The sequence below is a fragment of the Rhodococcus sp. Eu-32 genome (assembly GCF_003336925.1).
GTDB classification, from domain to species: domain Bacteria; phylum Actinomycetota; class Actinomycetes; order Mycobacteriales; family Mycobacteriaceae; genus Rhodococcoides; species Rhodococcoides kyotonensis_B.
In genome coordinates, this window is record NZ_QGNK01000001.1 from 548,823 (window position 1) to 571,115 (window position 22,293).

Below are 22,293 nucleotides of genomic sequence, written 5' to 3' on the forward strand. Positions count from 1 at the left end.
CTATGTATCGGACCCTTCCTTGTACAGCCGGTGCCGCCCACCCCGTACCGTCGCAGACTAGCTTGTTACTGAAGTGATCTGTGTGGTTGGTGATGCAAATGTTATTTGTGATCCAGCAGCATCGGAACGCATCGATCCTGTGACGTGCGTTTGTGAACCCCGAACGAGTTCCCTATAAGCTCGCCGCGTCGGTCTCGAACGGGGGCGGCCGAAGAATGATGCGAACGGGAGCAGAGAAGACGTGAACCGTCTGGTTCGATGTGCCCCGATCCTGCTGGTGCTGTCGGTCGTCGCGAGACTCGCCTGGGCGTTCCTGACGCCCAACGGCATGAATCTCGTCGACCTGCACGTGTACGTCGACGGCTCCGCCGAGTTGCTGCGCGACGACCTGTACGACTTCACGTACTCCGAGGAAACCCCCGATTTCCCGCTGCCGTTCACGTATCCACCGTTCGCGGCGCTGGTGTTCTTCCCGCTGCACTACCTGCCGTTCACCCTCGTCGGCGTCTGCTGGCAGCTCGCGACGATGGCGGCGATGTTCCTGCTGATCAAGCTCAGCCTCGGATTGGTTCTGGGCGACGACACGGCCCAGTCTCCGCACTGGACACGCGTCGCCATGCTGTGGACGCCCATCGCGCTGTGGACCGAGCCGGTCCGCACGACACTCGACTACGGGCAGGTCAACGTCTTCCTCGCCCTCGGTGCACTCGTCGCGATTCGGAGTTCGCGGTGGTGGGTGGCAGGCGGTCTCGTCGGGATCATCGCGGGAATCAAGCTCACGCCGGCGATCACCGGTCTGTATTTCGTCGCGACCAGGAGATGGAAAGCCGCGATCTTCTCCGCCGTCGCGTTCGGTGCGACCGTCGGCCTCAGCTACCTGATCCTCGGGCAGCAGGCGGGTACCTATTTCACGACGCTACTGGGCGACGCCGATCGCATCGGCCCGGTGGGATCGGTGTGGAACCAGTCGCTCCGCGGCGCGATGAGCCGCGTCGCCGGTCACGACGTCGGCTCCGGTCCCGTCTGGATCGTGGGCGTCGCGATCTGCGCTGTGCTGGCGTTCTTCGCCTGGCGAGCGCTGCGTACTGACGATCGACTGGGCACGCTCGTCGTGGTGCAGCTGTTCGGTCTGCTGGTGTCGCCGATCTCGTGGTCCCACCATTGGGTCTGGGTCATGCCGCTGCTCGTGTGGTTGGTGCACGGACAGGATCGGCAGGGCCTCGGCACCAAGCTCGTCGCCGCCTACTGGCTGGCGACGACGCTCGTCGGCGTGCCGTGGATTCTCAGTTTCTTCCAGGACTCGATCTGGCTCGTGTCCCGACCCGGCGTGTTGGCGTGGCTCGGCGCGGTCGACGTGGTCGGCGCTCTTCTCGTCTACGGCTGGACGATCTACCTGGGCCGGATCAATCGTCGGGAAGAAGTGCGTTTATCTCGTGAGCGAGATGCACGTCCTTCTTCGTGAGGCCGCCCGCGGAATGCGTCGACAACCTGAAGGTGAGTTTTCTCCACCGAATGTCGATGTCGGGATGGTGATCGGCGGCCTCTGCCGCGTCGGCCACGCGCGAGACGAACTCGATGGCAGCCGGGAACGTCGGCATCTCGACGGTGCGCACGATCTCCTGCCCGTCGAGTGTCCATCCCGGAAGACCGGTGAGAGCATCGTCGATGTCGGAATTCGATAGCTTGTCATCCCCACTCATGAATCGATGGTGACATGGGCACACTCGTCGTTGCAGGCGCACTGGTCTCGAATGGATTGCTTCTGCTGGCCCAGCGATCCCGACCCGCCGAGCTCGCGGGTCGATGGGAACTGCCGGGAGGCAAGGTCGAGGACGGTGAGAAGCCCGAGGACGCACTCGTGCGCGAGCTGCGCGAGGAACTGGGTGTGGAGACCTCGGTGGGGGAGCCGCTCGCGGGTGACGTCGAGTTGTCCGGCGCGCTGACCCTTCGCGCCTACCTCGTCGAGTTGATCTCGGGAACGCCTGTGCCGCTGGAACATTCGGATCTACGGTGGGTCGATGCCCGCGGGCTGGGAGAGATCGATCTGGTCGACGCGGACCGTGCCTGGATACCGGAACTGAGCGAGCTGCTCAGGCAGCCCGGGCCTTCTTAAGGCCCTTCTTCAGATCCTTGCCCGTCGCACCCTGATCTTCCAGCTTCTTCATCCGCATGATGACGACAGGGCACTTCAAGCACCTGGTCTTCTTGCGGCAACATTTCTTCTTGGGCTTCAGACCCGAGATGTCCTTGGCCTTGACCTTGCCCATGTATTTCGCTCCGCGCTCGAGAAGAACAATCCGGTGAACTTCAGGCCAAGAGTACTGCGTGGTGTGGGTCACCTCGTAGCAGCGGGTAAACTCGATCGGTCGCGAGAACCTCGCGGTGCAGCGCGCTTCTCTAGCGACATAAGCCCGCTAGCGAACAAGAGCCCGCATTCGACCCAGGAGAATTTTTCGCGTGAGCGCCCCCACCAGTACTGAGACCACCACATCGTTCCGCAACGTCGCCATCGTTGCACACGTCGACCACGGCAAGACCACGCTGGTCGACGCCATGTTGCGTCAATCGGGAGCGTTCGCCGAGCGTGCCGAACTCGTGGACCGAGTCATGGACTCCGGTGACCTCGAGAAGGAAAAGGGCATCACGATTCTGGCGAAGAACACCGCTGTTCACCGCCACAACGCCGACGGCACCGTCACCGTCATCAACGTGATCGACACCCCCGGCCACGCCGACTTCGGTGGTGAGGTCGAGCGCGGCCTGTCCATGGTCGACGGCGTCGTCCTGCTCGTCGATGCCTCCGAGGGCCCGCTGCCGCAGACCCGCTTCGTGCTCCGCAAGGCGCTCGCCGCGTCGTTGCCGGTCATCATCGTGGTCAACAAGACGGACCGTCCCGACGCACGTATCGACGAGGTCGTGTCCGAGTCGCAGGATCTGCTCCTCGACCTGGCATCCGACCTCGACGACGACGCGGCACAGGCCGCCGAGGCTCTGCTCGACCTTCCGGTTCTGTACGCGTCGGGCCGCGAGGGCAAGGCGTCGCTGAACCAGCCCGAGAACGGTGCCGCGCCCGACACCGAGAACCTCGACGTACTGTTCGACGTGCTGATGGAGCACGTTCCCGCCCCCAAGGGCAACGCGGACGCGCCGCTGCAGGCGCACGTCACCAACCTCGACGCGTCGGACTTCCTCGGTCGCCTCGCGCTCGTCCGTATCCACAACGGCCAGCTGCGCAAGGGTCAGAACGTCGCATGGATGCACGCCGACGGCGTCAAGAACGTCAAGATCACCGAGCTGCTCAAGACCGTCGGCGTCACCCGTGAGCCCGGTGACGTGGCAACCGCCGGTGACATCGTCGCCGTCGCGGGCATCCCGGAGATCATGATCGGTGACACCATCGCCGACCCCGAGAACGCCGTCGCACTGCCGACCATCACCGTCGACCAGCCGGCCATCTCGGTCACCATCGGCACCAACACGAGCCCGCTCGTCGGCCGCGTCAAGGGCCACAAGCTGACCGCACGCATGGTCAAGAGCCGCCTCGATTCCGAGCTCATCGGTAACGTCTCGCTCAAGGTCCTCGACATCGGACGCCCCGACGCCTGGGAGGTGCAGGGCCGTGGTGAGCTGGCGCTGGCCATCCTCGTCGAGCAGATGCGTCGCGAAGGCTTCGAGCTGACCGTCGGAAAGCCGCAGGTGGTCACCCGTCAGGTCGACGGCAAGGTGCACGAGCCGTTCGAGGAACTGACCATCGACACCCCCGAAGAGCACCTCGGTGCCATCACCCAGCTCCTCGCGAACCGCAAGGGCAAGATGGTTCAGATGACCAACCACGGAACCGGTTGGGTCCGCATGGAGTTCATCGTCCCGTCGCGCGGCCTGATCGGCTTCCGTACCGACTTCCTCACCGAGACCCGCGGTACCGGCATCGCCAACGCCGTCTCGCACGGATACGGCCCGTGGGCAGGCGAGATCCGCGCCCGCCACACCGGTTCGCTCGTCTCCGACCGCACCGGCTCGGTCACGCCGTTCGCGATGATCCAGCTCGCCGACCGTGGCACGTTCTTCGTCGACCCGGGCGCCGACACGTACGAGGGCATGGTCGTGGGCATCAACCCGCGCGCCGAAGACCTCGACATCAACGTCACCAAGGAGAAGAAGCTCACCAACATGCGCTCCGCGACGGCCGACGCCACGGAGACACTGGCGAAGCCGATCGAGCTCACCCTCGAAGCCGCGATGGAGTTCTGTGCCGCCGACGAGTGCGTCGAGGTCACCCCGGAGGCCGTGCGCGTCCGCAAGGTGCACCTGTCGCAGACGGACCGTGCACGCGAGCGTTCGCGTGCGAAGTCGCGTGACAAGGCTGCTCTGTAAGGTGCGCTGACGCGCCCGTGCGTGCTCGGTCGGGTAGAGACCGGGCACGCACGGGCCACGACGAAGGAGTGGCATATTGCGGCAGCGACTGCACACCGCGGGCATCGGACTCGTCGCCCTGGCGCTCGCAGCATGCACCGCCAATCCGCCTCCACCGGTGGAGAGCGCTCCGACGACCACGACGACCACTCCCGTCGCGCCCGTCGAAACGGGTGACCAGGTCGTCGTCGCGATCGACGACGTCGGCAACGGATTCAATCCCCATCTGTTGTCGGATCAGTCGCCCGCAAACTCGGCCGTCAGCGCGCTGGTTCTGCCCAGTCCGTTCCGGCCGACGCTCGATCCGGCCGACCCCACGCGTACCGTCTGGACGCCGGATCCGTCTCTGCTGATCTCGGCGGAGGTCACGTCGCAGAATCCGTTCACGGTGCGCTATCAGCTCCGCAACGAAGCGCAGTGGTCCGACAGCGCCCCGATCGCCGCCGAGGACTTCCGCTACCTGTGGCGGCAGATGATCTCGCAGCCAGGCGTCGTCGACCCTGCCGGCTACGCGCTGATCGAGGACGTCCAGTCGTCGGGCGGTGGCAAGACCGTCGACGTGACGATGCGTCAGCCGTACCCGAATTGGCAGCGTCTGTTCACCGATCTGTTGCCCAGCCACCTGTTGAAGGATTCGCCGGGTGGTTTCCAGAGTGGTCTGTCCGACAACGTGCCGGTATCGGGTGGGCGGTTCAACATAAAATCCGTCGACCAGGGTCGCGACGAGATTCTGCTCGAACGCAACGACCGGTTCTGGGACGAGCCCGCTCTTCCCGATCGGATTCTCCTCCGCCGCGGCGGTACCGCGGCTCAACTCGCGGACTCGTTGCGCTCGAAAGATGCTCAGGTGGCACAGGTTCGGGCCAGTTCTGCGACGCAAGCGCAGCTGGCCGCCATTCCCGGTGTGCGCACCGACATCAGGTTCCAGCCGCGCGTTCTCGACCTGACGCTCAACGGGCGTACCCCGGAACTCGCCGATCCCGAAATGCGCCGCGGCATTCTCGGGCTGCTGGACCCGGCGTTGCTGTCGACGGTCGCGGCCGGAAGCGGCTCGGCGGATCATCCTGCGCGAGCACAATTGTCGAGCCCGTCCGATCCGGGATACGGGCCGACTGCACCCGCTCCGATCGGTCGCGACGCCGCGCTGGCGTCGCTGAATCGCAGCGGTTACGTACCGCTTCCGGACGGGAGCGTCGGAAAGGCCGGTGTGCCACTGACATTCGTCATCGGTGCCGTCGAGGGTGACAGCACTGCGTTGGCGGTGGCCAACACGGCGGCCGATCAGTTGGCAGGTGCGGGAATCGCGGCGACCGTGACACCACTGCCCGCAGAGGAGCTCTACGGCACCGCGCTGACCGAGGGGCAGGTCGACGCGATCGTGGGATGGACGAGCGTCGGCGTCGACGCGGCCACGGTGATGGCGTCGAGGTTCGGATGCGCCGCCGTCGACCCGATTCCCGCGTCCGACGACATGCCGGCTGTGGCGCCGAGCAACACGTCCGGGCTGTGTGTGCCAGAACTGACCGATTCGATGAATCGTGCTCTGGCAGGCGAACTCTCGGTCGATGCACTGAAAGCCGAAGCCGAGCCGCAGCTGTGGTCGCTGTCGGCCGTGCTACCGATTTCGCAGGATTCGTCCGTCGTTGCCGTCGGCAACGACGTCGAGGGTGTGTCGCTCGCAGGTCCGATCGAGGTCGGAATCTTCGGCGACGCAGCGACATGGATGAGGACCGGAACCAAGTGAGATTGCTGCTCGTTCATGCACATCCGGACGACGAGACCATCACGACGGGCGGAACCATCGCACACTACGCGCAGGCGGGTGTCGAGGTCACCGTTCTGACGTGTTCGCTCGGTGAAGAGGGCGAGGTCATCGGCGACCGATGGGCGCACCTGATCGCCGACGAGGCAGATCAGCTCGGTGGCTACCGTATCCACGAATTGCACAGGGCCCTGGACGTTCTCGGCGCAGGGACCCCGAACTTCCTCGGTGGCGCCGGGCGGTGGCGTGACTCCGGCATGGCCGGGACGGCTGCCGCCGCCAATCCACGGGCGTTCGTCAACGCCGACCGCGACGAAGCGCTGACGGCCATGCTGACGGTCGTGCGTGCGGTCAAGCCGCACGTCGTCGTCGGCTACGACCCGGAGGGTGGCTACGGCCATCCGGATCACCAGCAGGCCCACTCGCTCGTCACCGAAGCGTTCGACATCGCCGGATCCGACCTGTATCCGGATGCGGGCGCGCCGTGGACGCCGTCGAAGTTCTACTGGACCGTCACCGGCGCCGATCAGCTGCGCGACGGCATCGCCGCGATCGAGGACGTTCCGGACGGGTGGCGTATGCCCGAGCCGGGTGAACTGCCGAGCGTCCCCGAGGACATCGTCACGACGTCACTCGACGTGCGCGGCGTGTTCCATCTGAAGCGTGAGGCGTTGAACGCACACGCGACGCAGGTGACGGTGGCCCCGTCGGGCGTCGAGTACGCACTGTCCAACAACATCGTTCAGCCCATTCTGGCCGACGAGCAGTACGTTCTGGTGCGGGGCAAGCTCGGTGACGTGGATGCGTCGGGACGCGAAGGTGATTTGTTCTCCGGCGTGTGACACTATGTGCTGCATCACGTCGGCACCGATATGTGGGGTGGATCACGAACATGTACAACTGGGTAGTGCAGGACGCCATCGTCGCGTTCGTGAACTCGCTGATGCCGGACTTCCCGCGTCAGGAAATGCTGTATCAGCAAGGCCTCACCGATTTCGCCAACATCATGAGCAACCTGCTGACGTCGTTGGGATACCCTCCGGTCTCCTGATTCCTGCTCGTACGTCACTATTGGCGTCATGATCTCGAAAGCCGCATCCAATGCCGTCGTACTCGTCTCGAGGGCGACTCTCGCGGTATTGATCTTCGACGGCTTTCTGTGCGGCCTCCTCTCGGTGCTGTTCCTGCCGACCTACCTGGGGTCGATCCCGTTTCCGGTCAGTGCGCTGCTGGCCGGTGTCGCGAACGTCGCGTTGCTGTTTGCAGCGCGCAAGGTGGCCGAGCGGCCGGCGGCGATCGCGTCGCCGCTGATCGGGTGGGGGGTAGGCGTCCTGCTGTGCATGTTCGGTGGACCGGGAGGCGACGTCCTTCTCCTCGCCGACTGGCGGACAGCGCTTCTGTTGGTCGGCGGCGCGGTGCCGCCCGGCATTCTGTTGTTCTCGTGGCGGCTGAAGGCGCTCACGACAGCCCCGCATGGGTCGCCGCAGCCCGCAGCACGTCCTGGGTCATCTCCTGGGTCAAGAGCCCGGTGAACGTGTTGCGTTGACTGACGTGGAAGCACCCGAACAGCCGGATGCTTCCAGGAGTGGAGCCTGCGGAACGACCCGACGGTGCCGCCAGACTGACCTCTGCCCCGTGACCGAATTTCGGCCTCGGACGCGGGATGTCCCAGCCGTTGCGCTGTAGAACGGGCAGCAGCGACTGCCATCCGAATCCGCCGAGGACGACGATGGAGCGCAGGTTCGGGCGCAGCAGTCCGAGTTCGAAGTCGAGCCATGTCCGGCATCGGTCGCGTTCGTCGATCGTCGGCTTGTTCGCCGGGGGAGCGCAATGGACCGGTGACGTGATGCGCACCCCGTGCAGTTCCAGGCCGTCGCCGACGTGCGTGGCGGTGGGTTGGCTCGCGAGTCCCACCTCGTACATCGCGGCGTACAGAAAGTCGCCCGCACGGTCGCCGGTGAACATCCGGCCGGTGCGGTTGGCGCCGTGCGCGGCAGGGGCGAGGCCCACGATCAACATCGACGCATCTGCCGGACCGAAGCCGGGAACTGGCCTGCCCCAATATGTTTGGTCCCTGAATTCCGCCTTCTTCTCGGCGGCCACCTTCTCGCGCCAGCGCACCAGCCGTGGGCACGCACGGCACGACGAGACGGCGACGTCGAGTTCGTCGATGCTCCGGGGAGTCAGCGCACCCATATGTCCCCGGCCCCCGGTGTCACGGACTCGACGATCGACCACGCCTGGTCCGCAGGGACGTCGAGAACCTCGTAATGGCCGACGCCGGCAGGCGTCGCGGCCACGATGGTGGCGACGCCTGCTCGCCGCTGGAAGAACGTCTGTCGGACGGTCCAGCCGATGATGCCGGCCGCTTCGAGACTGTGACGCCGTCGGTCGAGAGAGCCATGCCGAGTGATCAGCCAGCCGGGGAGAAGTGCGTGTCCGAGGCCTCGGTATCGGTCCCACGCGACGAACACGGCACCGACCAGCAGGACTACGGCGGCAACCCATGCGAGCGGCGGAATCGGCGCACCCAGTGCCTCGGCGACGCCGAGTGCGGCTGCCGCGACGACGACGGGTCCGACCGCGCGGGTGTAGCGCCGACGCCGCGCGACCGGTCCGTGCGGGGTCAGCGGCTTCTGTGCGTCGGACGTCAATCCCGCCTCGCCGAGAACGACGGTCATCATCCGCAGCGCTTCGTCGACCGGCGCCTGGGGCAGCAGCAGCGACGACTCCTTCTTCTCCGCGCTGACGCCCGTCATGATCGCGTCCAGCCGGGCGCCGTTCACGGCCCGCAGCAGCAACGGCTCCGACAGTGACGTCCCGCGGAGCCGTTTGCGGTCGAGTGTCGTCGAACGGGTCTTCAGCAGACCGTGATTCACGTGCATCCGTGTTCCGTCGTCGGTGACGGTCAGGTTGCCGTACGTGATCAGGTAGCGGACGCAGGCGAACACGCTCGCGACGACCAGCAGGAGCGCCAGCCCGACGAGTACCACGACGACGATTCCCAGTCGTTCGGCGGAATCGATGCTGTCGCTGATCACCGACGATTCGGCGAGCCGTTGACCGAGGCCGTACTGGAACAGCACGCCGACGGCGGCCGCGATCGTCACGACACCCGTGAACGAGAACGGTGCGAACCGCACCCACGACGTCTGCCAGTGCGCGATCTCGGTTTCGACTACCGGCGGTCCACCCGGACCGATGCCGGCGCGGGTGACACGGTGCAGCAGCTCTTCCCTCAGCGCGGGAACGACATTCGCGTCGAGGGCGTCGAGTTCGAACTTCTCGCCCTTGCCTGCTTGCTGTCCCGTGCCGATTCTCAGGATGGACAGCCCTAGTACGCGGTGCAGCAGGTTCGCCTCGATGTCCACCGACCTGATGCGGCTGCGTGGAACCGACAGCACCTTCTTCTGGAAGACGCCCGTCCGAAGTTGCACGTGTACCGGGCCGATGCGGTAACTCGTGGTGAACCAGCGGAGGATCGCGTAGACGACCACGATCGCCAGGACGATCAGTCCCCACAGGTGATTGCCGCTCTGGCTACCGACGACGAACGACACCAGCAGGACCGGTAGAACCTTGACGCCCTCGTTCACCGGATGCACCAGCAGCATGCGCTTGTCGAGTCGAAGCCACGGCCTCTGCTCCTCCTCGACGAGAAGCTCGGTCTCGGTGGTCACGTCGCGTCACCCGGTGTGCGCCCGGCGATGTCGGTCAGCCGAGCGACGGTCTTGTCCGCGACGTCCTTGTCCAGGGCAGTGATCTTCACGGCGCCCGCCGACGACGCCGTCGTCACGGTCACGGTCGCCAGGCCGAGCATGCGGTCGATCGGGCCGCGTTCGGTGTCGACGGTCTGAACCCGCGAAATCGGTGCGATGCGTCGCTCCTGGTCGAACCATCCCGTCAGCGTGTAGACGGCGGTCTCGCTGATCTCCCACCGATGCACCCGGTAGCGCCACAGCGGCACACCCACGATGTGCGCGGCGGCCGACGCGACGGTCACGGCGAGCGCCGCTACGTGTGGCCACGTCGTCCACCGACCATCGATCACGGCCCACACGATCTGCGCGACGAACACCGGAATCCACATCAGAGCTGCATTGATCGCCCACAACTGCTTCGCACGGGGACTCGGCCGCCACGCCGGGTCGGTCATCGTGATCATGGCTACGAATCTAGCTTCGGGGACCTCCCGGTGGCACACGATCGTGTCGGAGGAGCATGATCGACTGGTGACCATGCTGCCTGATCCTGCTGCACCTGTTCGACACGACGAGAAAGCCCCTGCCCCGTCCGCCATGCGTCGAGTGCTGCGTCGTGCTCGTGACGGGGTGAGCTTGAACGTCGACGAGGCCACTGTGCTGTTGCATGCGCGCGGTGAGGATCTGGTCGATCTGATGGCGTCGGCGTCGCGGGTGCGTGATGCGGGGTTGGAGTCGGCGGGGCGTGCAAAGACGGTCTCGTATTCGCGGAAGGTGTTCATCCCGATCACGCGGTTGTGCCGCGACAAGTGCCATTACTGCACGTTCGTGAGCGTCCCGGGGAAGTTGAAGGCCGAGGGGCACGGGTTGTTCATGGACCCGGACGAGATCGTCGAGGTCGCACGCAAAGGCGCCGAACTCGGGTGTAAGGAAGCACTGTTCACCCTCGGTGACCGGCCGGAGGAGCGGTGGCCGGAGGCGAAGGAGTGGCTCGATTCGCGCGGCTACGACTCGACGTTGGATTACGTGCGCGCCATGGCGATTCGGGTGTTGGAGGAGACCGGTCTTCTGCCGCATCTGAATCCGGGGGTGATGTCGTGGCAGGAACTCTCGCGGCTCAAGCCCGTGGCGCCGTCGATGGGCATGATGCTCGAGACGACGTCGCGCCGGCTGTTCGAGGAGAAGGGGCAGGCCCATTACGGTAGCCCGGACAAGGATCCGGAGGTTCGGCTGCGCACGTTGACCGATGCGGGCCGACTCAACATTCCGTTCACGACGGGCATTCTCGTCGGCATCGGTGAGACCATCCGGGACCGTGCCGAGTCGATCATGGAAATCCGCAAGGTGCACAAGGCATTCGGGCACGTTCAGGAAATCATCGTGCAGAATTTCCTGGCCAAGTCCGACACTGCGATGCGGTCGGCACCGAACGCGGGCATGGAGGAATTCCTCGCGACGATCGCGGTGACCCGGATTCTGATGGGGCCCGCCATGCGGATTCAGGCTCCGCCGAACCTCGTCGAGGCCGAGGAGACCGCGGCATTGCTGCGGGCGGGCGTCGACGACTGGGGTGGGGTGTCGCCGCTGACGCCGGATCACGTCAATCCCGAACGGCCGTGGCCGAACTTGGACACCCTCGCCGAGCTGTCCCGGGCCGGCGGATACACGCTGGTGGAACGGACCGCCGCGCAGCCGCAATATGTTCTCGCCGGGGCTCCGTGGATCGACCCGCGCATCTCGGCGCACGTGCATGCGTTGGCGGATCCGGAGACCGGGATGGCCCGGGCCGATGTGACGCCGTCGGGCCTGCCGTGGCAGGAACCGGACGAGCAGTGGGAGTCGTCGGGCCGCATCGATCTGAACACCGAGATCGACTCGCACGGCCGTAACACCGACACCCGGAGCGATCTGGCGAACGCGTTCGGTGATTGGGATTCCATTCGTGAGCAGGTGCGCGATCTGGCCGGGCTCGAACGCGTCGACCGGGATCTGATGGCGGCGCTGAAGGCGGCCGAAGCCGATCCGGCCGGGTGCAGTGACGAGCAGTATCTGGCGTTGGCGACGGCCGAGGGTGCCGGCATGGATGCGGTCGCGGCGCTCGCCGACGACCTGCGTAAGCAGGTGATGGGCGAGGACGTCACCTACGTGGTCAACCGGAACATCAACTTCACCAACATCTGCTACACCGGCTGCCGATTCTGCGCGTTCGCGCAGCGCAAGGGTGATGCGGATGCGTTCACGCTGTCGACGTCGGAGGTGGCGGATCGGGCGTGGGAAGCGCATGTCGCCGGCGCGACCGAGGTGTGCATGCAGGGCGGTATCGACCCCGAACTTCCCGTCACCGGTTATGCGGATCTGGTGCGCGCGGTGAAGGAGCGGGTGCCGAGCATGCACGTGCATGCGTTCTCCCCGATGGAGATCGTCAACGGCGCCTCGCGGGGTGGGCAGTCGGTGCGTGAGTGGCTGACGGCTCTGCGCGAGGCGGGCTTGGACACCATTCCGGGCACCGCGGCGGAGATCCTCGACGACGAGGTCCGCTGGGTGCTCACGAAAGGCAAATTGCCTGCAGCGGAGTGGATCGACGTGGTCACCACCGCGCACGAGGTGGGACTGCGATCGAGCTCGACGATGATGTACGGGCACGTGGACAACCCGTCGCACTGGGTCGGGCACATGAACGTGCTGAAGAAGATTCAGGATCGGACAGGTGGGTTCACCGAGTTCGTGCCGTTGCCGTTCGTGCATCAGTCATCGCCGCTGTATCTGGCGGGGGCCTCGCGGCCGGGTCCGACCAATCGGGACAATCGTGCGGTGCATGCGCTCGCGCGCATCATGTTGCACGGGCGGATCGACAGTATCCAGACCTCCTGGGTCAAGCTGGGTATCACCGGTACGCAGGTGATGCTCAACGGTGGCGCGAACGATCTCGGTGGCACGTTGATGGAAGAGACCATTTCCCGTATGGCAGGCAGTGAGAACGGTTCGGAGAAGACCGTCGCGGAATTGCACGAGATCGCGAACGGTATCGGCCGTCCCGCCCGCGAACGCACCACCACCTACGACCGCGTCGAGCACATGCCCGCGCTCGGACTCGTCTGATGGAAGACCGCACCGTCGCGGCCGCTCTGACACGAGCCGTCGCCATCATCGACCCTGTTCTCGACATCCTCGGAACCCGCGATCCGGTGGGTTTGAAAGCTCGCACGTTCCGGACGCCCGCGGCCGATGACACCGTCGTCGACAAGGCTTTCGATGCACTGGCCTGGGCGCTGAACGCCACCGATTTCCCCGGAACTCGGGGATGGCAGGAACTCGGTGCCGACGCGCGCTCGCAGTGGTGGGTCGCGCGGATCGGCGCGTTGAACACTGTCGCCGTGGCTTTTCCCGGTGTATTCGGCGTGCTCGTCAACCGGTTGCCGCTGCAGGATCTCCTCGGGTTCGCCAATCAGGCAATGGTTCTCGTCGCCGTCGCGCGCGAGAGCGGAGTGACCGATCGGGAGACGCACGTGCGGTTGCTGGCGTTCGTGCTGTGCGAACGTGACATCGATCTCTCCGAACGCGACGCCGCCCAGGACAAGGAACGCCCTCGGGGCTCCGGACCGTTCGCGCTGCTGCGGGCCATGTGGGACGTCGCGGCGGTGCTGCGTGACGTGTCCGGCGAGCTGGCCAAACGTCCGCACAGCCGGCTGCCGTTTCGGGTGATCTCCGCGATTCCGGTGGTAGGCGGCCTGGCCAGCTTCGTCGGCGAGCGGGAGGCGTTGTCGCGAGCGGCGAAACAGGGACGTCGGTGGATCGCCGACCACGCCGCCGAGACGAAGCACGTAGGCCCCCGAACGACGTCGGATGCGGACGCGTCGTCGCGCAAGTGAGGACACCCTGCGCTGGTTGTCGGATTTTTACGACGCGATACTAGGATATTCAGGGCGTTCGAGGTGCCACCTCGGCGTCGACCTATCGGAAAGGGAGGGAGAGCAGCAGTGACCTACTCGATTGCGGAACCGTGTGTCGATGTGCTCGACAAGGCGTGCATCGAAGAATGCCCGGTGGACTGCATCTACGAGGGTAACCGAATGCTGTACATCCACCCGGACGAGTGCGTCGATTGTGGTGCGTGCGAACCGGTTTGCCCCGTCGAGGCGATCTTCTACGAGGACGACGTGCCGGAGCAGTGGAGCGGATACGTCAGCGCGAACGTCGATTTCTTCGACGACCTGGGTTCGCCCGGCGGCGCAGCCAAGCTCGGCAAGGTCGACTACGACCCGCCGTTCATCAAGGCACTTCCTCCCATGGGTGAGCACTGACCTTGGCTCGTATATCGGTCGCTTCAGGCCTGCCCGACTTTCCGTGGGACTCTCTGACCGGCGCCAAGGAGAAGGCGCAGGCGCATCCCGACGGCATCGTCAACCTGTCAGTCGGCACGCCCGTCGACCCCGTCGCCCCGGTGATTCGCGACGCGTTGGCATCGGTGTCGGACGAGCCCGGATACCCGACCACTATCGGCACAGTCGAGCTCCGTGAAGCGGCCGTTGCGGCGCTGCAGCGTCGGTACGGAGTAACCGGCCTGGACATCGAGGCGGTCCTGCCTGCGATCGGAACCAAGGAGATGATCGCCTGGTTGCCGTCGCTGCTCGGTCTCGGCGACGAAGATCTCGTCGTCATCCCGGAAGTCGCGTACCCGACGTACGAGGTCGGCGCCCTCCTGGCCGGCGCTCGCGTGACGCGCGCCGACGGCCTGAATCGACTCGGACCCGAGCGTGCGTCGCTCGTGTTCATCAACTCGCCGTCGAATCCGACCGGCAAGGTGCTCGGGATCGACCACCTACGCAAGGTCGTCGCATGGGCTCGTGAACGCGACGCGGTCGTCGTGTCCGACGAGTGCTACCTCGGACTGACGTGGGAGGCCGAGGCCGTCTCGATCCTCGACCCGCGTGTGTGCGACGGCGACCACACGAATCTTCTTGCGGTGCATTCGCTTTCGAAGACCTCGAATCTGGCGAGTTACCGTGCCGGTTTCGTCGCGGGCGACCGGGTGCTCGTGAAGGACCTGCTCGAGGTCCGCAAGCACGCAGGCATGATCGTGCCCACTCCGATTCAGGCTGCGATGACTGCCGCGCTGACGGACGACGAGCACGAGAACCTGCAGCGTGAGCGCTACCGGGCACGTCGAAAGGAACTCCTCGACGCGGTCCGCGGCGCGGGCTTCACTGTTGACCATTCCGAAGCAGGCCTGTACCTGTGGGCGACGCGCGGCGAACCGTGCCGCGACACCGTCGATTGGTTCGCCGAGCGAGGCATCCTCGTCGCACCCGGCGAGTTCTACGGTCCGACCGGTGCTAGCCACGTCCGTATCGCGCTGACGGCTTCGGACGAACGCATCGGCGCCGCGGCTACGAGGCTGTCTATTTAGTTTGAAGTTCGCCCTGCCTGGGTGCTTTCATTCTCCGCATGACTTTCAGCCTGTTGCTCGGCTTCGCCGGTGTGTGCTTTCTGCTGGCGATCCTGCCGGGACCGGACTCGTTTCTGGTGCTGAGGTACAGCATCGGCGGACTGAAGCCGGGAATCGCGGCGGCGATGGGCGTCTCGATCGGCGGTTTCCTGTGGGCTGCACTGGTAGCAGTGGGGCTCGCTGCGATCGTCGAGCAATCGGCGACGGTCTACCGCGTCATCAAGGTACTCGGGGGTTTGTACCTGCTCTACCTGGGCGTTCGAGCTTTCATGGCGCGTCGGAAGAACAAGGCGATGGGAGAGCCGCTGGTTCCCGTCGCGGCGTCGATGCGGTCCGCGTTCGGGGCGGGCGTGCTGTCGTGTGCCCTGAATCCGAAGGTCGGCCTCTTCTATCTTGCCGTCGTTCCACAGTTCCTGACGGTCGTCACGTTCGGCGGTGCGATGACGCTGGGGCTCGTCGAGGTCGTCGTCGCGGCGCTGGTGATGGGTGTGTTCTCGATCGCGGCGTCGCGCGCGGTCGCGTTGCTGCGTCGGCCCAAGGTCACCGACTGGCTCGACCGCGTCAGTGCCGGAATCCTCGCGGCACTGGGCGTCGGGACCGTGGCGTCATCGGTCTGACGTCGACCGCGTGCACTCTACCCTCACGTGAGGGTAGAGTGGTGCCACGTGCCCCATGACGTGTCGACCACGCTGTCTGTTCTGTCCGCGTTGCGTTCCCCGAGAAGACTGAAGACCGAGGTCCTCGCCGGCCTCGTCGTCGCACTGGCGTTGATCCCCGAAGCGATCTCGTTCTCGATCATCGCCGGCGTCGACCCGAGTGTCGGACTGTTCTCGGCTTTCACGATGGCCGTCACCATCGCGATCGTCGGCGGTCGCACCGCGATGATCTCTGCGGCAACGGGATCCGTCGCCCTCGTCATCGCGCCGATCGTTCCGCAGTACGGCCTCGACTACCTCGTCGCGACGGTTCTGCTCGGTGGGGCGATCCAGATCGCGTTGACCGCCTTCGGTGCCGTGAAGTTGATGCGGTTCATCCCGCGCAGCGTCATGGTCGGCTTCGTCAACGCACTCGCGATCCTCATCTTCATCGCCCAGATTCGCTATTTCGTGGACGTCTCGTGGCTGGTCTTCCCGATCGCTGCCGCCGCGATCGTCATCATGATCGTCCTTCCCCGGTTGACGACGGCAATTCCCGCGCCGCTCTTCGCCGTCGCCACCTTGACGCTCGTGACGATCGTCTTCGGTCTGCAGGTTCCGAACGTCGGTGACGAAGGCGAACTCCCGTCGTCGTTGCCGTCGCTGTTCATGCCCGACGTGCCGTGGAACATGGAGACACTGACGATCATCGCGCCGTTCGCGTTCGCCATGGCCCTCGTCGGACTTCTCGAATCACTGCTGACGGCCAAGCTCGTCGACGACGTCACCGACACCCCGTCGAGCAAGACACGCGAAGGCGCGGGCCTCGGCATCGCAAACATCGTCACGGGAGCGTTCGGCGGGATGGGCGGCTGTGCGCTGATCGGTCAGACGATGATCAACACGAAGATCTCCGGCGCTCGCACCCGCATCTCGACGTTCCTGGCGGGAGCGTTCCTGTTGCTTCTGGTCGTCGTGTTCGGCGACGTGGTGGCGCGCATCCCGATGTCGGTACTCGGGGCCGTCATGATCATGGTCTGCTTCGCGACGTTCGACTGGCACTCCATCGCGCCGAAGACGTTGCGTCGCATGCCTCTCAGCGAGACGGCAGTCATGGTCGCGACGGTCGCGGTGACGGTGCTGACCGACAACCTGGCGTACGGCGTCATCGTCGGTGTCGTCGTCGCGATGATCCTGTTCGCGCGACGCGTCGCGCATGTCACCGAGGTCGTCGAGCTGCCCGGACCCGACGCCGACACCCGCGTCTACGGCGTACGGGGCCAGCTCTTCTTCGCGTCCAGCAACGACTTGATCCACCAGTTCGACTACTCCGCCGACCCGTCGAACATCGTCATCGACTTGACCGAAGCGAACGTCTGGGACGCGTCGACCGTTGCTACCCTCGACGCCGTGACGACCAAGTACGCCCGAGCAGGAAAGGCCGTCTCCATCGTGGGACTGCACGGACCGAGCAAAGAACGCCACGAGCGTCTGACAGGCCGACTGGGTGGGGAAGGCTGAGCGGTGCCGGATCTCATGCAGATCGGTGAAATCGCCGAGCGCACCGGGCTGTCGATCCGCACGCTGCGTCACTACGACGACGTCGGCCTCGTACCGCCGTCGGAACGCAGCGCGGGTGGATTTCGGCTGTACACCGAGGTCGACCTCACGCGGCTCATCGTCATCCGCCGAATGAAGCCTCTGGAATTCACGCTCGACGAGATGCGTCGACTGCTGGACTCGCTCGACGTCATCGCAGCAGGCGGCGACGGCGTCGCCGAGGCGGAAGCGTTCGTCGACGAATGCCACGCCAAAGCCCAGGCGGCGTGCGAGAACCTGCGCCGAAAGCTGTCGTACGCCGAGGAATTGACCGAGCTGCTCGGCGCTACCCGACGTCCCACCCCCCGCGCCTGATACGCAGGATGTAGACGAGCTCGTTACTGCCGAACGCCTCGACCGTCGTGAAACGCTTCGCTTCGACGTTCGAGTTCGGGTTGCGAGCGTGCTGTTCCTCGTAGATCTGCGTCGCACGGAGATCGGCGAGTTCGACCCGTGTCCAGAAGTCGTCCGACTGGACCGAGTACACGAGACGAGGTGCACTGTCGGCGGTGCGATCGATCTCGTCCTCGTCCTCGTCCTCGTCGTCGTCGAGTTCTTCGTCGGTGTCCTCGTCCTCACCGACGTCCGTGCCGATCAGATACACGCCGGGCCGCAGCTCTCCAGCGGGGACCGTCAGGTATTCGGCGTAGTCGCCGGTGTCGATTCCGTCGGCATCCATGTATGTACGGTAACCATGTGCTGCTTCGTTCATTGAATCCACTCGCCGTCGCGCGCGGGGAGGACATTCCCGACGCCGTCACCGTCGACGGCGTCTCGCTGTCGCGTGGTGACATCCTCGGTGCTGCGACGTCGGTTGCCGAGCGCGTCGCGCAGGCCGAACGCCTTGCCGTACTGGCGACTCCGTCCGTGAAGACCGTGCTGGCGGTCGTCGGATGTCTTATCGCGGGAGTGACCGTCGTACCGGTTCCGCCGGACGCGGGACCTGCCGAACGCGAGCACATTCTTCTCGATTCGGGCGCTCAGGCGTGGCTGGGCGAGGCGCCCGACGACACGGCCGGTCTGCAGGTTCTCCCTGTGCGGCAGCATGCGCGGTCGTGGCACAGTTACCCGGATCCGCACCCGTCGTCGATCGCCTTCGTTCTCTACACCTCGGGTACGACAGGACCGCCGAAGGGCGTGTTGCTGTCGCGCGACGCCATCGCCGCAGGCCTCGATGCGCTCGCCGAGGCGTGGCAGTGGACGTGGAAAGACACACTCGTGCACGGACTTCCGTTGTTCCACGTGCACGGGCTGATCCTCGGGTTGCTTGGCCCTTTGCGTGTGGGCAGCCCGGTGATTCACACCGGCAAGCCGACGCCGTCGCTGTACGCAGCCGCGAAGGGGACTCTGTACTTCGGCGTCCCGACGGTGTGGTCGCGCGTCGCGGCGGATCCCGACTCCGCGCGGGCGTTGGCGGACGCACGATTGTTGGTGTCGGGCAGCGCCCCGCTGCCGGTGCCGGTGTTCGAGAAGATCCGTTCGTTGACCGGCCACGCGCCGGTCGAACGGTATGGGATGAGCGAAACGCTGATCACGCTGTCGACGCGGTTCGACGGCGAGCGACGCCCGGGATCGGTGGGATTGCCGGTGAACGGCGTCGAGACACGCTTGGCGGCGGAGGACGGCTCTGTCGTGCCGCACGACGGGGAGTCCATCGGCGCGCTGCAGGTGCGTGGACCCATGCTGTTCGACGGCTACCTGAACAACCCGGACGCGACGGCCGAGTCCTTCATCGAGGACGGCTGGTTCGACACCGGTGACGTCGCCGTGATCGAACCCGATGGCTTCCATCGCATCGTCGGACGCGCATCGACCGACCTGATCAAGTCCGGCGGATATCGCGTCGGCGCAGGCGAAATCGAGACGGTTCTTCTGGGGCACGGGTCGGTCGACGAGGTCGCGGTGGTGGGTGTGCCCGACGACGATCTCGGTCAGCGGATCGTCGCCTTTGTCGTCGGAAGTGGCGTTGACGAGCAGGAATTGATCGACCTGGTGGCGTCGGAACTGTCGATCCACAAGCGGCCCAGGGAGGTTCGGGTCGTGGATTCCCTGCCGCGAAACGCAATGGGCAAGGTGCAGAAGAAGCTGTTGGGCTAGCTGTTTGCCGATGAATTATTCGTTTGCGCACCAGTATCGGTCGGCAAATGAACAATCGATGCGCAATCGGTCAGTTCGCTAGGCGACCGAACCCGACGATCGCGGAATCGGATCGGACGTCGACGGTGTGCACACGAATCTTGCCGAGTTCGTTGCCGCCGACCGTCGTCGCGGTGTCTCCGTCGACGGCCACGACGATGTTGGTGTGCTGTCCGACCCAGCTGCTGTTGTCGTAGAGGACGACGTCACCGACGTTGGGGGAGTAGCCCTTCGGCTCGAATGTGCCCTGCGCTTGGTAGTACTCGGTGAGCGTGTACACGCCGGGGATACGCCAGCTACCGGAGTTCGGATTGCTGAGCGGCTGTCCTGCCTCGCGCATGATCCAGCTGACGAAGTTGGCGCACCACGCTTCTTCGACTCCCTCCGAATAGAACGTGCCCGGTCGTTGCTGCTCGTGCTCGGACCGAAGAAGCTCGACGACGGTTGCCTGCTGCGGCGTCAGGGTCGACGCATCGATCTCGGGGAACGGCGTCGTGTCCCAGGGGAGGTATCGGCTCGGCGCGAACCACAGGACACCTGCGGCGATCACGACCACGACAGCCACGATGCCCGTGAGCCAGGCGGCGGTGCGGCGTCGGTTGCGGGGCGGTGTCGTGGTGGTCATGAGACGAATGTACCGGGAGGTCTCTTGACTCTCGACCTACCCGAAGGCCCAGGATGATTCGTGTGACCGACACCGAACTGATGACCATCGGAGTATTCGCACGTACCACCGGACTGACACCGGGAGCGTTGCGCTTCTACGCGGACTCGGGAGTGTTGACCCCCGCCGAGGTCGACGAATTCTCCGGATACCGGTACTACGCCGCGGCGCAGATCGACCACGCCGTAACCATTCGACAGTTGCGCGACATCGGGATGCCACTCGACGCCGTCGCCGATGTGCTGTCCGGGAATCCCGCCGCGATCGACCGACACGTGGCTCGGCTCGGCGACGATGCGCGACGGGCCGGCCGAACCGCCGCGGCACTACACAGAACTTTCGCGATCGAGAACGAGGAACGCTTCATGATCACAGTCAACGGACCTGTCTTCGCGAACGCCGTCGAGCAGGTGATCACCGCGACGACTCACGACCCCGAAGCCCCGGTGCTGTCGGGTGTATTCCTCGAAATCGACTCGGCGACAATGACATTGACTGCGACGGATCGCTACCGCCTCTCGACGCGGACCATGCCCGTCCAGTCGAGCCGACAGTGGACGGGTGTCCTGGACGGGGTCGATCTCCGCGCCGCCCTGCCGTTCGTGCGACGCACTCATCGGGTGCACATCGAGATGAGGTCGTCCGCGGTCGACTTCATGGCCGACGGCGGGGACGCCCAGCCCTGCCGCGTTCTCGCCGAGCAGTTTCCCGACTACCGAGCCATGCTCGACGGCTTGCCCGACGCCACGGCACGGGTCGTCGTCTCACGGACAGCGCTTCTCCGTGGGCTGGAAGAACAACCGAACGAGTACGTGAAAGTCGTTGTGGCGGAGAACAACATCGAGCTGGGCGACCTCGAGCTGCCGGCGGCCGTCACCGGGTCGCAGTGTGTACTGGCCTTCGGGGTGACGACGCTGTATCCGGCGGTGGCGTCGGGACTCGGACCCGATGTCATGCTCGACATCATCGGCGAGGCAATGCCGGTTCTGGTGCGGTCCGCCGACGACGGGGACCTGCTGACTTCGGCCATGCCTGTCGAACCCAGCCTCGTCGGCGGCTAGCGTGGGGACGTATGGACGACATCGAGAACCTGTTCACCGAGACGAACCTCGCTGCGCTGTCGACGATCAAGCGGGACGGGCGCCCACAGATCTCGAACATCACCTACCACTACGACGCCGACGCGCGGCAGTTCGCGATCTCGATCACCGACGGGCGGGCGAAGACGAAGAACATTCGACGCGACCCTCGGGTCAGCCTGTACGTCAACGCCGAGCAGGGTGCGGCGTACGGCGTCGCCGAAGGTACCGCGCGGTTGTCGGCGGTGGCGGCGGAACCGGACGACGACGCCGTCGAACAGCTCATCGCGCTGTACCGCAAGGTTCAGGGTGAGCATCCCGACTGGGACGACTATCGGGCCGCGATGGTCGCCGACATGCGGCTCGTCCTGTATGTCGACGTCGAGAAGTTCTACGGCTGGATCATGCCGGGGGAGCGGTAGACATGACCGAGTACGACTTTCAGAAGTTCGTCGACGCTCAGGACCCGGTGTGGCGTGATGTCCGCGCCGAACTGAAAGCGGGTCGCAAGGTGTCGCATTGGATGTGGTTCGTGTTCCCGCAATTGGCGGGGCTGGGATCCAGTCCGACGGCACAACACTTCGCCATCGCGGACATGACCGAGGCCCAGTTGTATCTGGAGCACGACGTCCTCGGTTCACGACTGTTGGAGGCGTCGAATCTGGTCCGGAAGGTCCAAGGCAAGACCGTCGACGAAATCTTCGGTTACCCCGACAACCTGAAGCTGCACTCGTCGATCACGTTGTTCGCGGCCGCGGGACCGGACGTCGAGGTGTTCGCGCATGTTCTCGAGAAGTATTTCGACGGCAGGCCGGACGAGCGAACTCTCGATCTGCTCGGCGACTAGCATCGACGTTC

25 protein-coding genes are annotated in these 22,293 nt (G+C 65.3%); 18 read left to right on the plus strand and 7 right to left on the minus strand.

The window, feature by feature from the left end; all coding sequences use genetic code 11:
* The first annotated feature begins 241 nt into the window (after nucleotides 1–241).
* Nucleotides 242–1,462 carry a mannosyltransferase gene (locus DK926_RS02720; RefSeq protein ID WP_114328403.1) on the plus strand — a complete coding sequence of 407 codons (1,221 nt, stop codon included), beginning with the start codon at nucleotides 242–244 and terminating at the stop codon, nucleotides 1,460–1,462.
* Here the strand turns inward: DK926_RS02720 and DK926_RS02725 are convergent.
* On the minus strand, nucleotides 1,404–1,700 hold the full coding sequence (locus DK926_RS02725; protein WP_068427939.1) for a 4a-hydroxytetrahydrobiopterin dehydratase: 297 nt from the start codon (nucleotides 1,698–1,700) through the stop codon (nucleotides 1,404–1,406). The genes DK926_RS02720 and DK926_RS02725 overlap by 59 nt on opposite strands.
* A gap of 14 nt (nucleotides 1,701–1,714) precedes the next feature.
* Between DK926_RS02725 and DK926_RS02730 the strand changes: the two genes are divergently transcribed.
* Complete coding sequence (locus DK926_RS02730; RefSeq protein WP_114328405.1) at nucleotides 1,715–2,113, plus strand: (deoxy)nucleoside triphosphate pyrophosphohydrolase; 399 nt, start codon at nucleotides 1,715–1,717, stop codon at nucleotides 2,111–2,113.
* On the opposite strand, the gene DK926_RS26545 is transcribed toward DK926_RS02730, so the two are convergent.
* On the minus strand, nucleotides 2,091–2,267 hold the full coding sequence (locus DK926_RS26545; RefSeq protein ID WP_165839483.1) for a hypothetical protein: 177 nt from the start codon (nucleotides 2,265–2,267) through the stop codon (nucleotides 2,091–2,093). The genes DK926_RS02730 and DK926_RS26545 overlap by 23 nt on opposite strands.
* A gap of 190 nt (nucleotides 2,268–2,457) precedes the next feature.
* Between DK926_RS26545 and typA the strand changes: the two genes are divergently transcribed.
* The 5 genes from typA (at nucleotide 2,458) to DK926_RS02755 (ending at nucleotide 7,707) form a co-directional block, all read left to right on the plus strand.
* The gene (gene typA, locus DK926_RS02740; protein WP_068427950.1) at nucleotides 2,458–4,374 is read left to right on the plus strand and encodes a translational GTPase TypA; all 1,917 of its coding nucleotides are present in this window, start codon (nucleotides 2,458–2,460) and stop codon (nucleotides 4,372–4,374) included.
* Between the two features lie 76 nt (nucleotides 4,375–4,450).
* Complete coding sequence (locus tag DK926_RS02745; protein ID WP_114328407.1) at nucleotides 4,451–6,157, plus strand: ABC transporter family substrate-binding protein; 1,707 nt, start codon at nucleotides 4,451–4,453, stop codon at nucleotides 6,155–6,157.
* Complete coding sequence (gene mshB / locus DK926_RS02750) at nucleotides 6,133–7,017, plus strand: N-acetyl-1-D-myo-inositol-2-amino-2-deoxy-alpha-D-glucopyranoside deacetylase (protein ID WP_114328696.1); 885 nt, start codon at nucleotides 6,133–6,135, stop codon at nucleotides 7,015–7,017. Before DK926_RS02745 ends, mshB begins: the two co-directional genes overlap by 25 nt.
* A 50-nt stretch (nucleotides 7,018–7,067) precedes the next feature.
* A complete protein-coding gene (locus DK926_RS26550) occupies nucleotides 7,068–7,226 on the plus strand; it encodes a hypothetical protein (RefSeq protein ID WP_165839484.1) in 159 nt (52 codons plus the stop codon).
* Nucleotides 7,227–7,254: 28 nt separating this feature from the next.
* Nucleotides 7,255–7,707 (plus strand): hypothetical protein, encoded by a 453-nt coding sequence (locus DK926_RS02755; RefSeq protein WP_114328409.1) that lies wholly within the window; start codon nucleotides 7,255–7,257, stop codon nucleotides 7,705–7,707.
* Here the strand turns inward: DK926_RS02755 and DK926_RS02760 are convergent.
* From DK926_RS02760 to DK926_RS02770, 3 genes are all read right to left on the minus strand, one after another.
* A complete protein-coding gene (locus DK926_RS02760) occupies nucleotides 7,634–8,371 on the minus strand; it encodes a uracil-DNA glycosylase (protein WP_114328411.1) in 738 nt (245 codons plus the stop codon). The genes DK926_RS02755 and DK926_RS02760 overlap by 74 nt on opposite strands.
* The gene (locus tag DK926_RS02765; RefSeq protein ID WP_114328698.1) at nucleotides 8,359–9,789 is read right to left on the minus strand and encodes a PH domain-containing protein; all 1,431 of its coding nucleotides are present in this window, start codon (nucleotides 9,787–9,789) and stop codon (nucleotides 8,359–8,361) included. Before DK926_RS02765 ends, DK926_RS02760 begins: the two co-directional genes overlap by 13 nt.
* 62 nt (nucleotides 9,790–9,851) lie before the next feature.
* A complete protein-coding gene (locus tag DK926_RS02770) occupies nucleotides 9,852–10,340 on the minus strand; it encodes a PH domain-containing protein (RefSeq protein WP_114328413.1) in 489 nt (162 codons plus the stop codon).
* A 73-nt stretch (nucleotides 10,341–10,413) separates the two neighbouring features.
* On the opposite strand from DK926_RS02770, the gene DK926_RS02775 reads away from it, so the two are divergent.
* From DK926_RS02775 to DK926_RS02805, 7 genes are all read left to right on the plus strand, one after another.
* Nucleotides 10,414–12,975, plus strand: a complete 2,562-nt coding sequence (locus DK926_RS02775; RefSeq protein ID WP_207890729.1) for a bifunctional FO biosynthesis protein CofGH — start codon at nucleotides 10,414–10,416, stop codon at nucleotides 12,973–12,975.
* Entirely contained in the window at nucleotides 12,975–13,745 is a 771-nt protein-coding gene (locus DK926_RS02780; protein ID WP_243636600.1) for a hypothetical protein, read from the plus strand. Before DK926_RS02775 ends, DK926_RS02780 begins: the two co-directional genes overlap by 1 nt.
* Nucleotides 13,746–13,853: 108 nt before the next feature.
* Nucleotides 13,854–14,177 carry a ferredoxin gene (gene fdxA, locus DK926_RS02785; RefSeq protein ID WP_068427977.1) on the plus strand — a complete coding sequence of 108 codons (324 nt, stop codon included), beginning with the start codon at nucleotides 13,854–13,856 and terminating at the stop codon, nucleotides 14,175–14,177.
* Between the two features lie 2 nt (nucleotides 14,178–14,179).
* Nucleotides 14,180–15,283, plus strand: a complete 1,104-nt coding sequence (gene dapC, locus DK926_RS02790) for a succinyldiaminopimelate transaminase (protein WP_114328416.1) — start codon at nucleotides 14,180–14,182, stop codon at nucleotides 15,281–15,283.
* A gap of 38 nt (nucleotides 15,284–15,321) precedes the next feature.
* Complete coding sequence (locus tag DK926_RS02795) at nucleotides 15,322–15,939, plus strand: LysE family translocator (protein ID WP_114328418.1); 618 nt, start codon at nucleotides 15,322–15,324, stop codon at nucleotides 15,937–15,939.
* A gap of 48 nt (nucleotides 15,940–15,987) precedes the next feature.
* On the plus strand, nucleotides 15,988–17,478 hold the full coding sequence (locus DK926_RS02800) for a SulP family inorganic anion transporter (protein ID WP_243636601.1): 1,491 nt from the start codon (nucleotides 15,988–15,990) through the stop codon (nucleotides 17,476–17,478).
* A gap of 15 nt (nucleotides 17,479–17,493) precedes the next feature.
* Entirely contained in the window at nucleotides 17,494–17,871 is a 378-nt protein-coding gene (locus DK926_RS02805; RefSeq protein ID WP_207890730.1) for a MerR family transcriptional regulator, read from the plus strand.
* On the opposite strand, the gene DK926_RS02810 is transcribed toward DK926_RS02805, so the two are convergent.
* Nucleotides 17,843–18,235, minus strand: coding sequence for a hypothetical protein (locus DK926_RS02810; protein WP_114328422.1), 393 nt, complete (start codon nucleotides 18,233–18,235; stop codon nucleotides 17,843–17,845). The two genes, DK926_RS02805 and DK926_RS02810, sit on opposite strands and share 29 nt — an antisense overlap.
* A 17-nt stretch (nucleotides 18,236–18,252) precedes the next feature.
* Here DK926_RS02810 and DK926_RS02815 point away from each other — a divergent pair, with 17 nt between their 5' ends.
* Complete coding sequence (locus tag DK926_RS02815) at nucleotides 18,253–19,653, plus strand: acyl-CoA synthetase (RefSeq protein ID WP_207890716.1); 1,401 nt, start codon at nucleotides 18,253–18,255, stop codon at nucleotides 19,651–19,653.
* A 70-nt stretch (nucleotides 19,654–19,723) separates the two neighbouring features.
* Here the strand turns inward: DK926_RS02815 and DK926_RS02820 are convergent, their stop codons facing one another.
* Complete coding sequence (locus DK926_RS02820) at nucleotides 19,724–20,317, minus strand: CHAP domain-containing protein (RefSeq protein ID WP_114328426.1); 594 nt, start codon at nucleotides 20,315–20,317, stop codon at nucleotides 19,724–19,726.
* Between the two features lie 62 nt (nucleotides 20,318–20,379).
* Here DK926_RS02820 and DK926_RS02825 point away from each other — a divergent pair, with 62 nt between their 5' ends.
* The 3 genes from DK926_RS02825 to DK926_RS02835 are packed head-to-tail and all read left to right on the plus strand — an operon-like array spanning nucleotide 20,380 to nucleotide 22,282.
* Nucleotides 20,380–21,417, plus strand: a complete 1,038-nt coding sequence (locus DK926_RS02825; protein WP_207890717.1) for a MerR family transcriptional regulator — start codon at nucleotides 20,380–20,382, stop codon at nucleotides 21,415–21,417.
* Between the two features lie 11 nt (nucleotides 21,418–21,428).
* On the plus strand, nucleotides 21,429–21,857 hold the full coding sequence (locus DK926_RS02830) for a PPOX class F420-dependent oxidoreductase (RefSeq protein ID WP_114328428.1): 429 nt from the start codon (nucleotides 21,429–21,431) through the stop codon (nucleotides 21,855–21,857).
* Nucleotides 21,858–21,859: 2 nt separating this feature from the next.
* On the plus strand, nucleotides 21,860–22,282 hold the full coding sequence (locus tag DK926_RS02835; RefSeq protein WP_068427993.1) for a DUF1810 domain-containing protein: 423 nt from the start codon (nucleotides 21,860–21,862) through the stop codon (nucleotides 22,280–22,282).
* Nucleotides 22,283–22,293: the final 11 nt, after the last annotated feature.

Coding starts and splice junctions, on each gene's coding strand:
- DK926_RS02835 (WP_068427993.1), top strand. CDS start 21,860: ATGACCGAGTACGACTTTCAGAAGTTCGTCGACGCTCAGGACCCGGTG.
- DK926_RS02730 (WP_114328405.1), top strand. CDS start 1,715: ATGGGCACACTCGTCGTTGCAGGCGCACTGGTCTCGAATGGATTGCTT.
- DK926_RS02795 (WP_114328418.1), top strand. CDS start 15,322: ATGACTTTCAGCCTGTTGCTCGGCTTCGCCGGTGTGTGCTTTCTGCTG.
- DK926_RS02755 (WP_114328409.1), top strand. CDS start 7,255: ATGATCTCGAAAGCCGCATCCAATGCCGTCGTACTCGTCTCGAGGGCG.
- mshB (WP_114328696.1), top strand. CDS start 6,133: ATGGATGAGGACCGGAACCAAGTGAGATTGCTGCTCGTTCATGCACAT.
- DK926_RS02760 (WP_114328411.1), bottom strand. CDS start 8,371: ATGGGTGCGCTGACTCCCCGGAGCATCGACGAACTCGACGTCGCCGTC.
- DK926_RS26545 (WP_165839483.1), bottom strand. CDS start 2,267: ATGGGCAAGGTCAAGGCCAAGGACATCTCGGGTCTGAAGCCCAAGAAG.
- DK926_RS02765 (WP_114328698.1), bottom strand. CDS start 9,789: ATGCTGCTGGTGCATCCGGTGAACGAGGGCGTCAAGGTTCTACCGGTC.
- DK926_RS02805 (WP_207890730.1), top strand. CDS start 17,494: ATGCAGATCGGTGAAATCGCCGAGCGCACCGGGCTGTCGATCCGCACG.
- DK926_RS02810 (WP_114328422.1), bottom strand. CDS start 18,235: ATGGATGCCGACGGAATCGACACCGGCGACTACGCCGAATACCTGACG.
- DK926_RS02725 (WP_068427939.1), bottom strand. CDS start 1,700: ATGAGTGGGGATGACAAGCTATCGAATTCCGACATCGACGATGCTCTC.
- DK926_RS02775 (WP_207890729.1), top strand. CDS start 10,414: ATGCTGCCTGATCCTGCTGCACCTGTTCGACACGACGAGAAAGCCCCT.
- DK926_RS02830 (WP_114328428.1), top strand. CDS start 21,429: ATGGACGACATCGAGAACCTGTTCACCGAGACGAACCTCGCTGCGCTG.
- DK926_RS02770 (WP_114328413.1), bottom strand. CDS start 10,340: ATGATCACGATGACCGACCCGGCGTGGCGGCCGAGTCCCCGTGCGAAG.
- DK926_RS26550 (WP_165839484.1), top strand. CDS start 7,068: ATGTACAACTGGGTAGTGCAGGACGCCATCGTCGCGTTCGTGAACTCG.
- DK926_RS02780 (WP_243636600.1), top strand. CDS start 12,975: ATGGAAGACCGCACCGTCGCGGCCGCTCTGACACGAGCCGTCGCCATC.
- DK926_RS02820 (WP_114328426.1), bottom strand. CDS start 20,317: ATGACCACCACGACACCGCCCCGCAACCGACGCCGCACCGCCGCCTGG.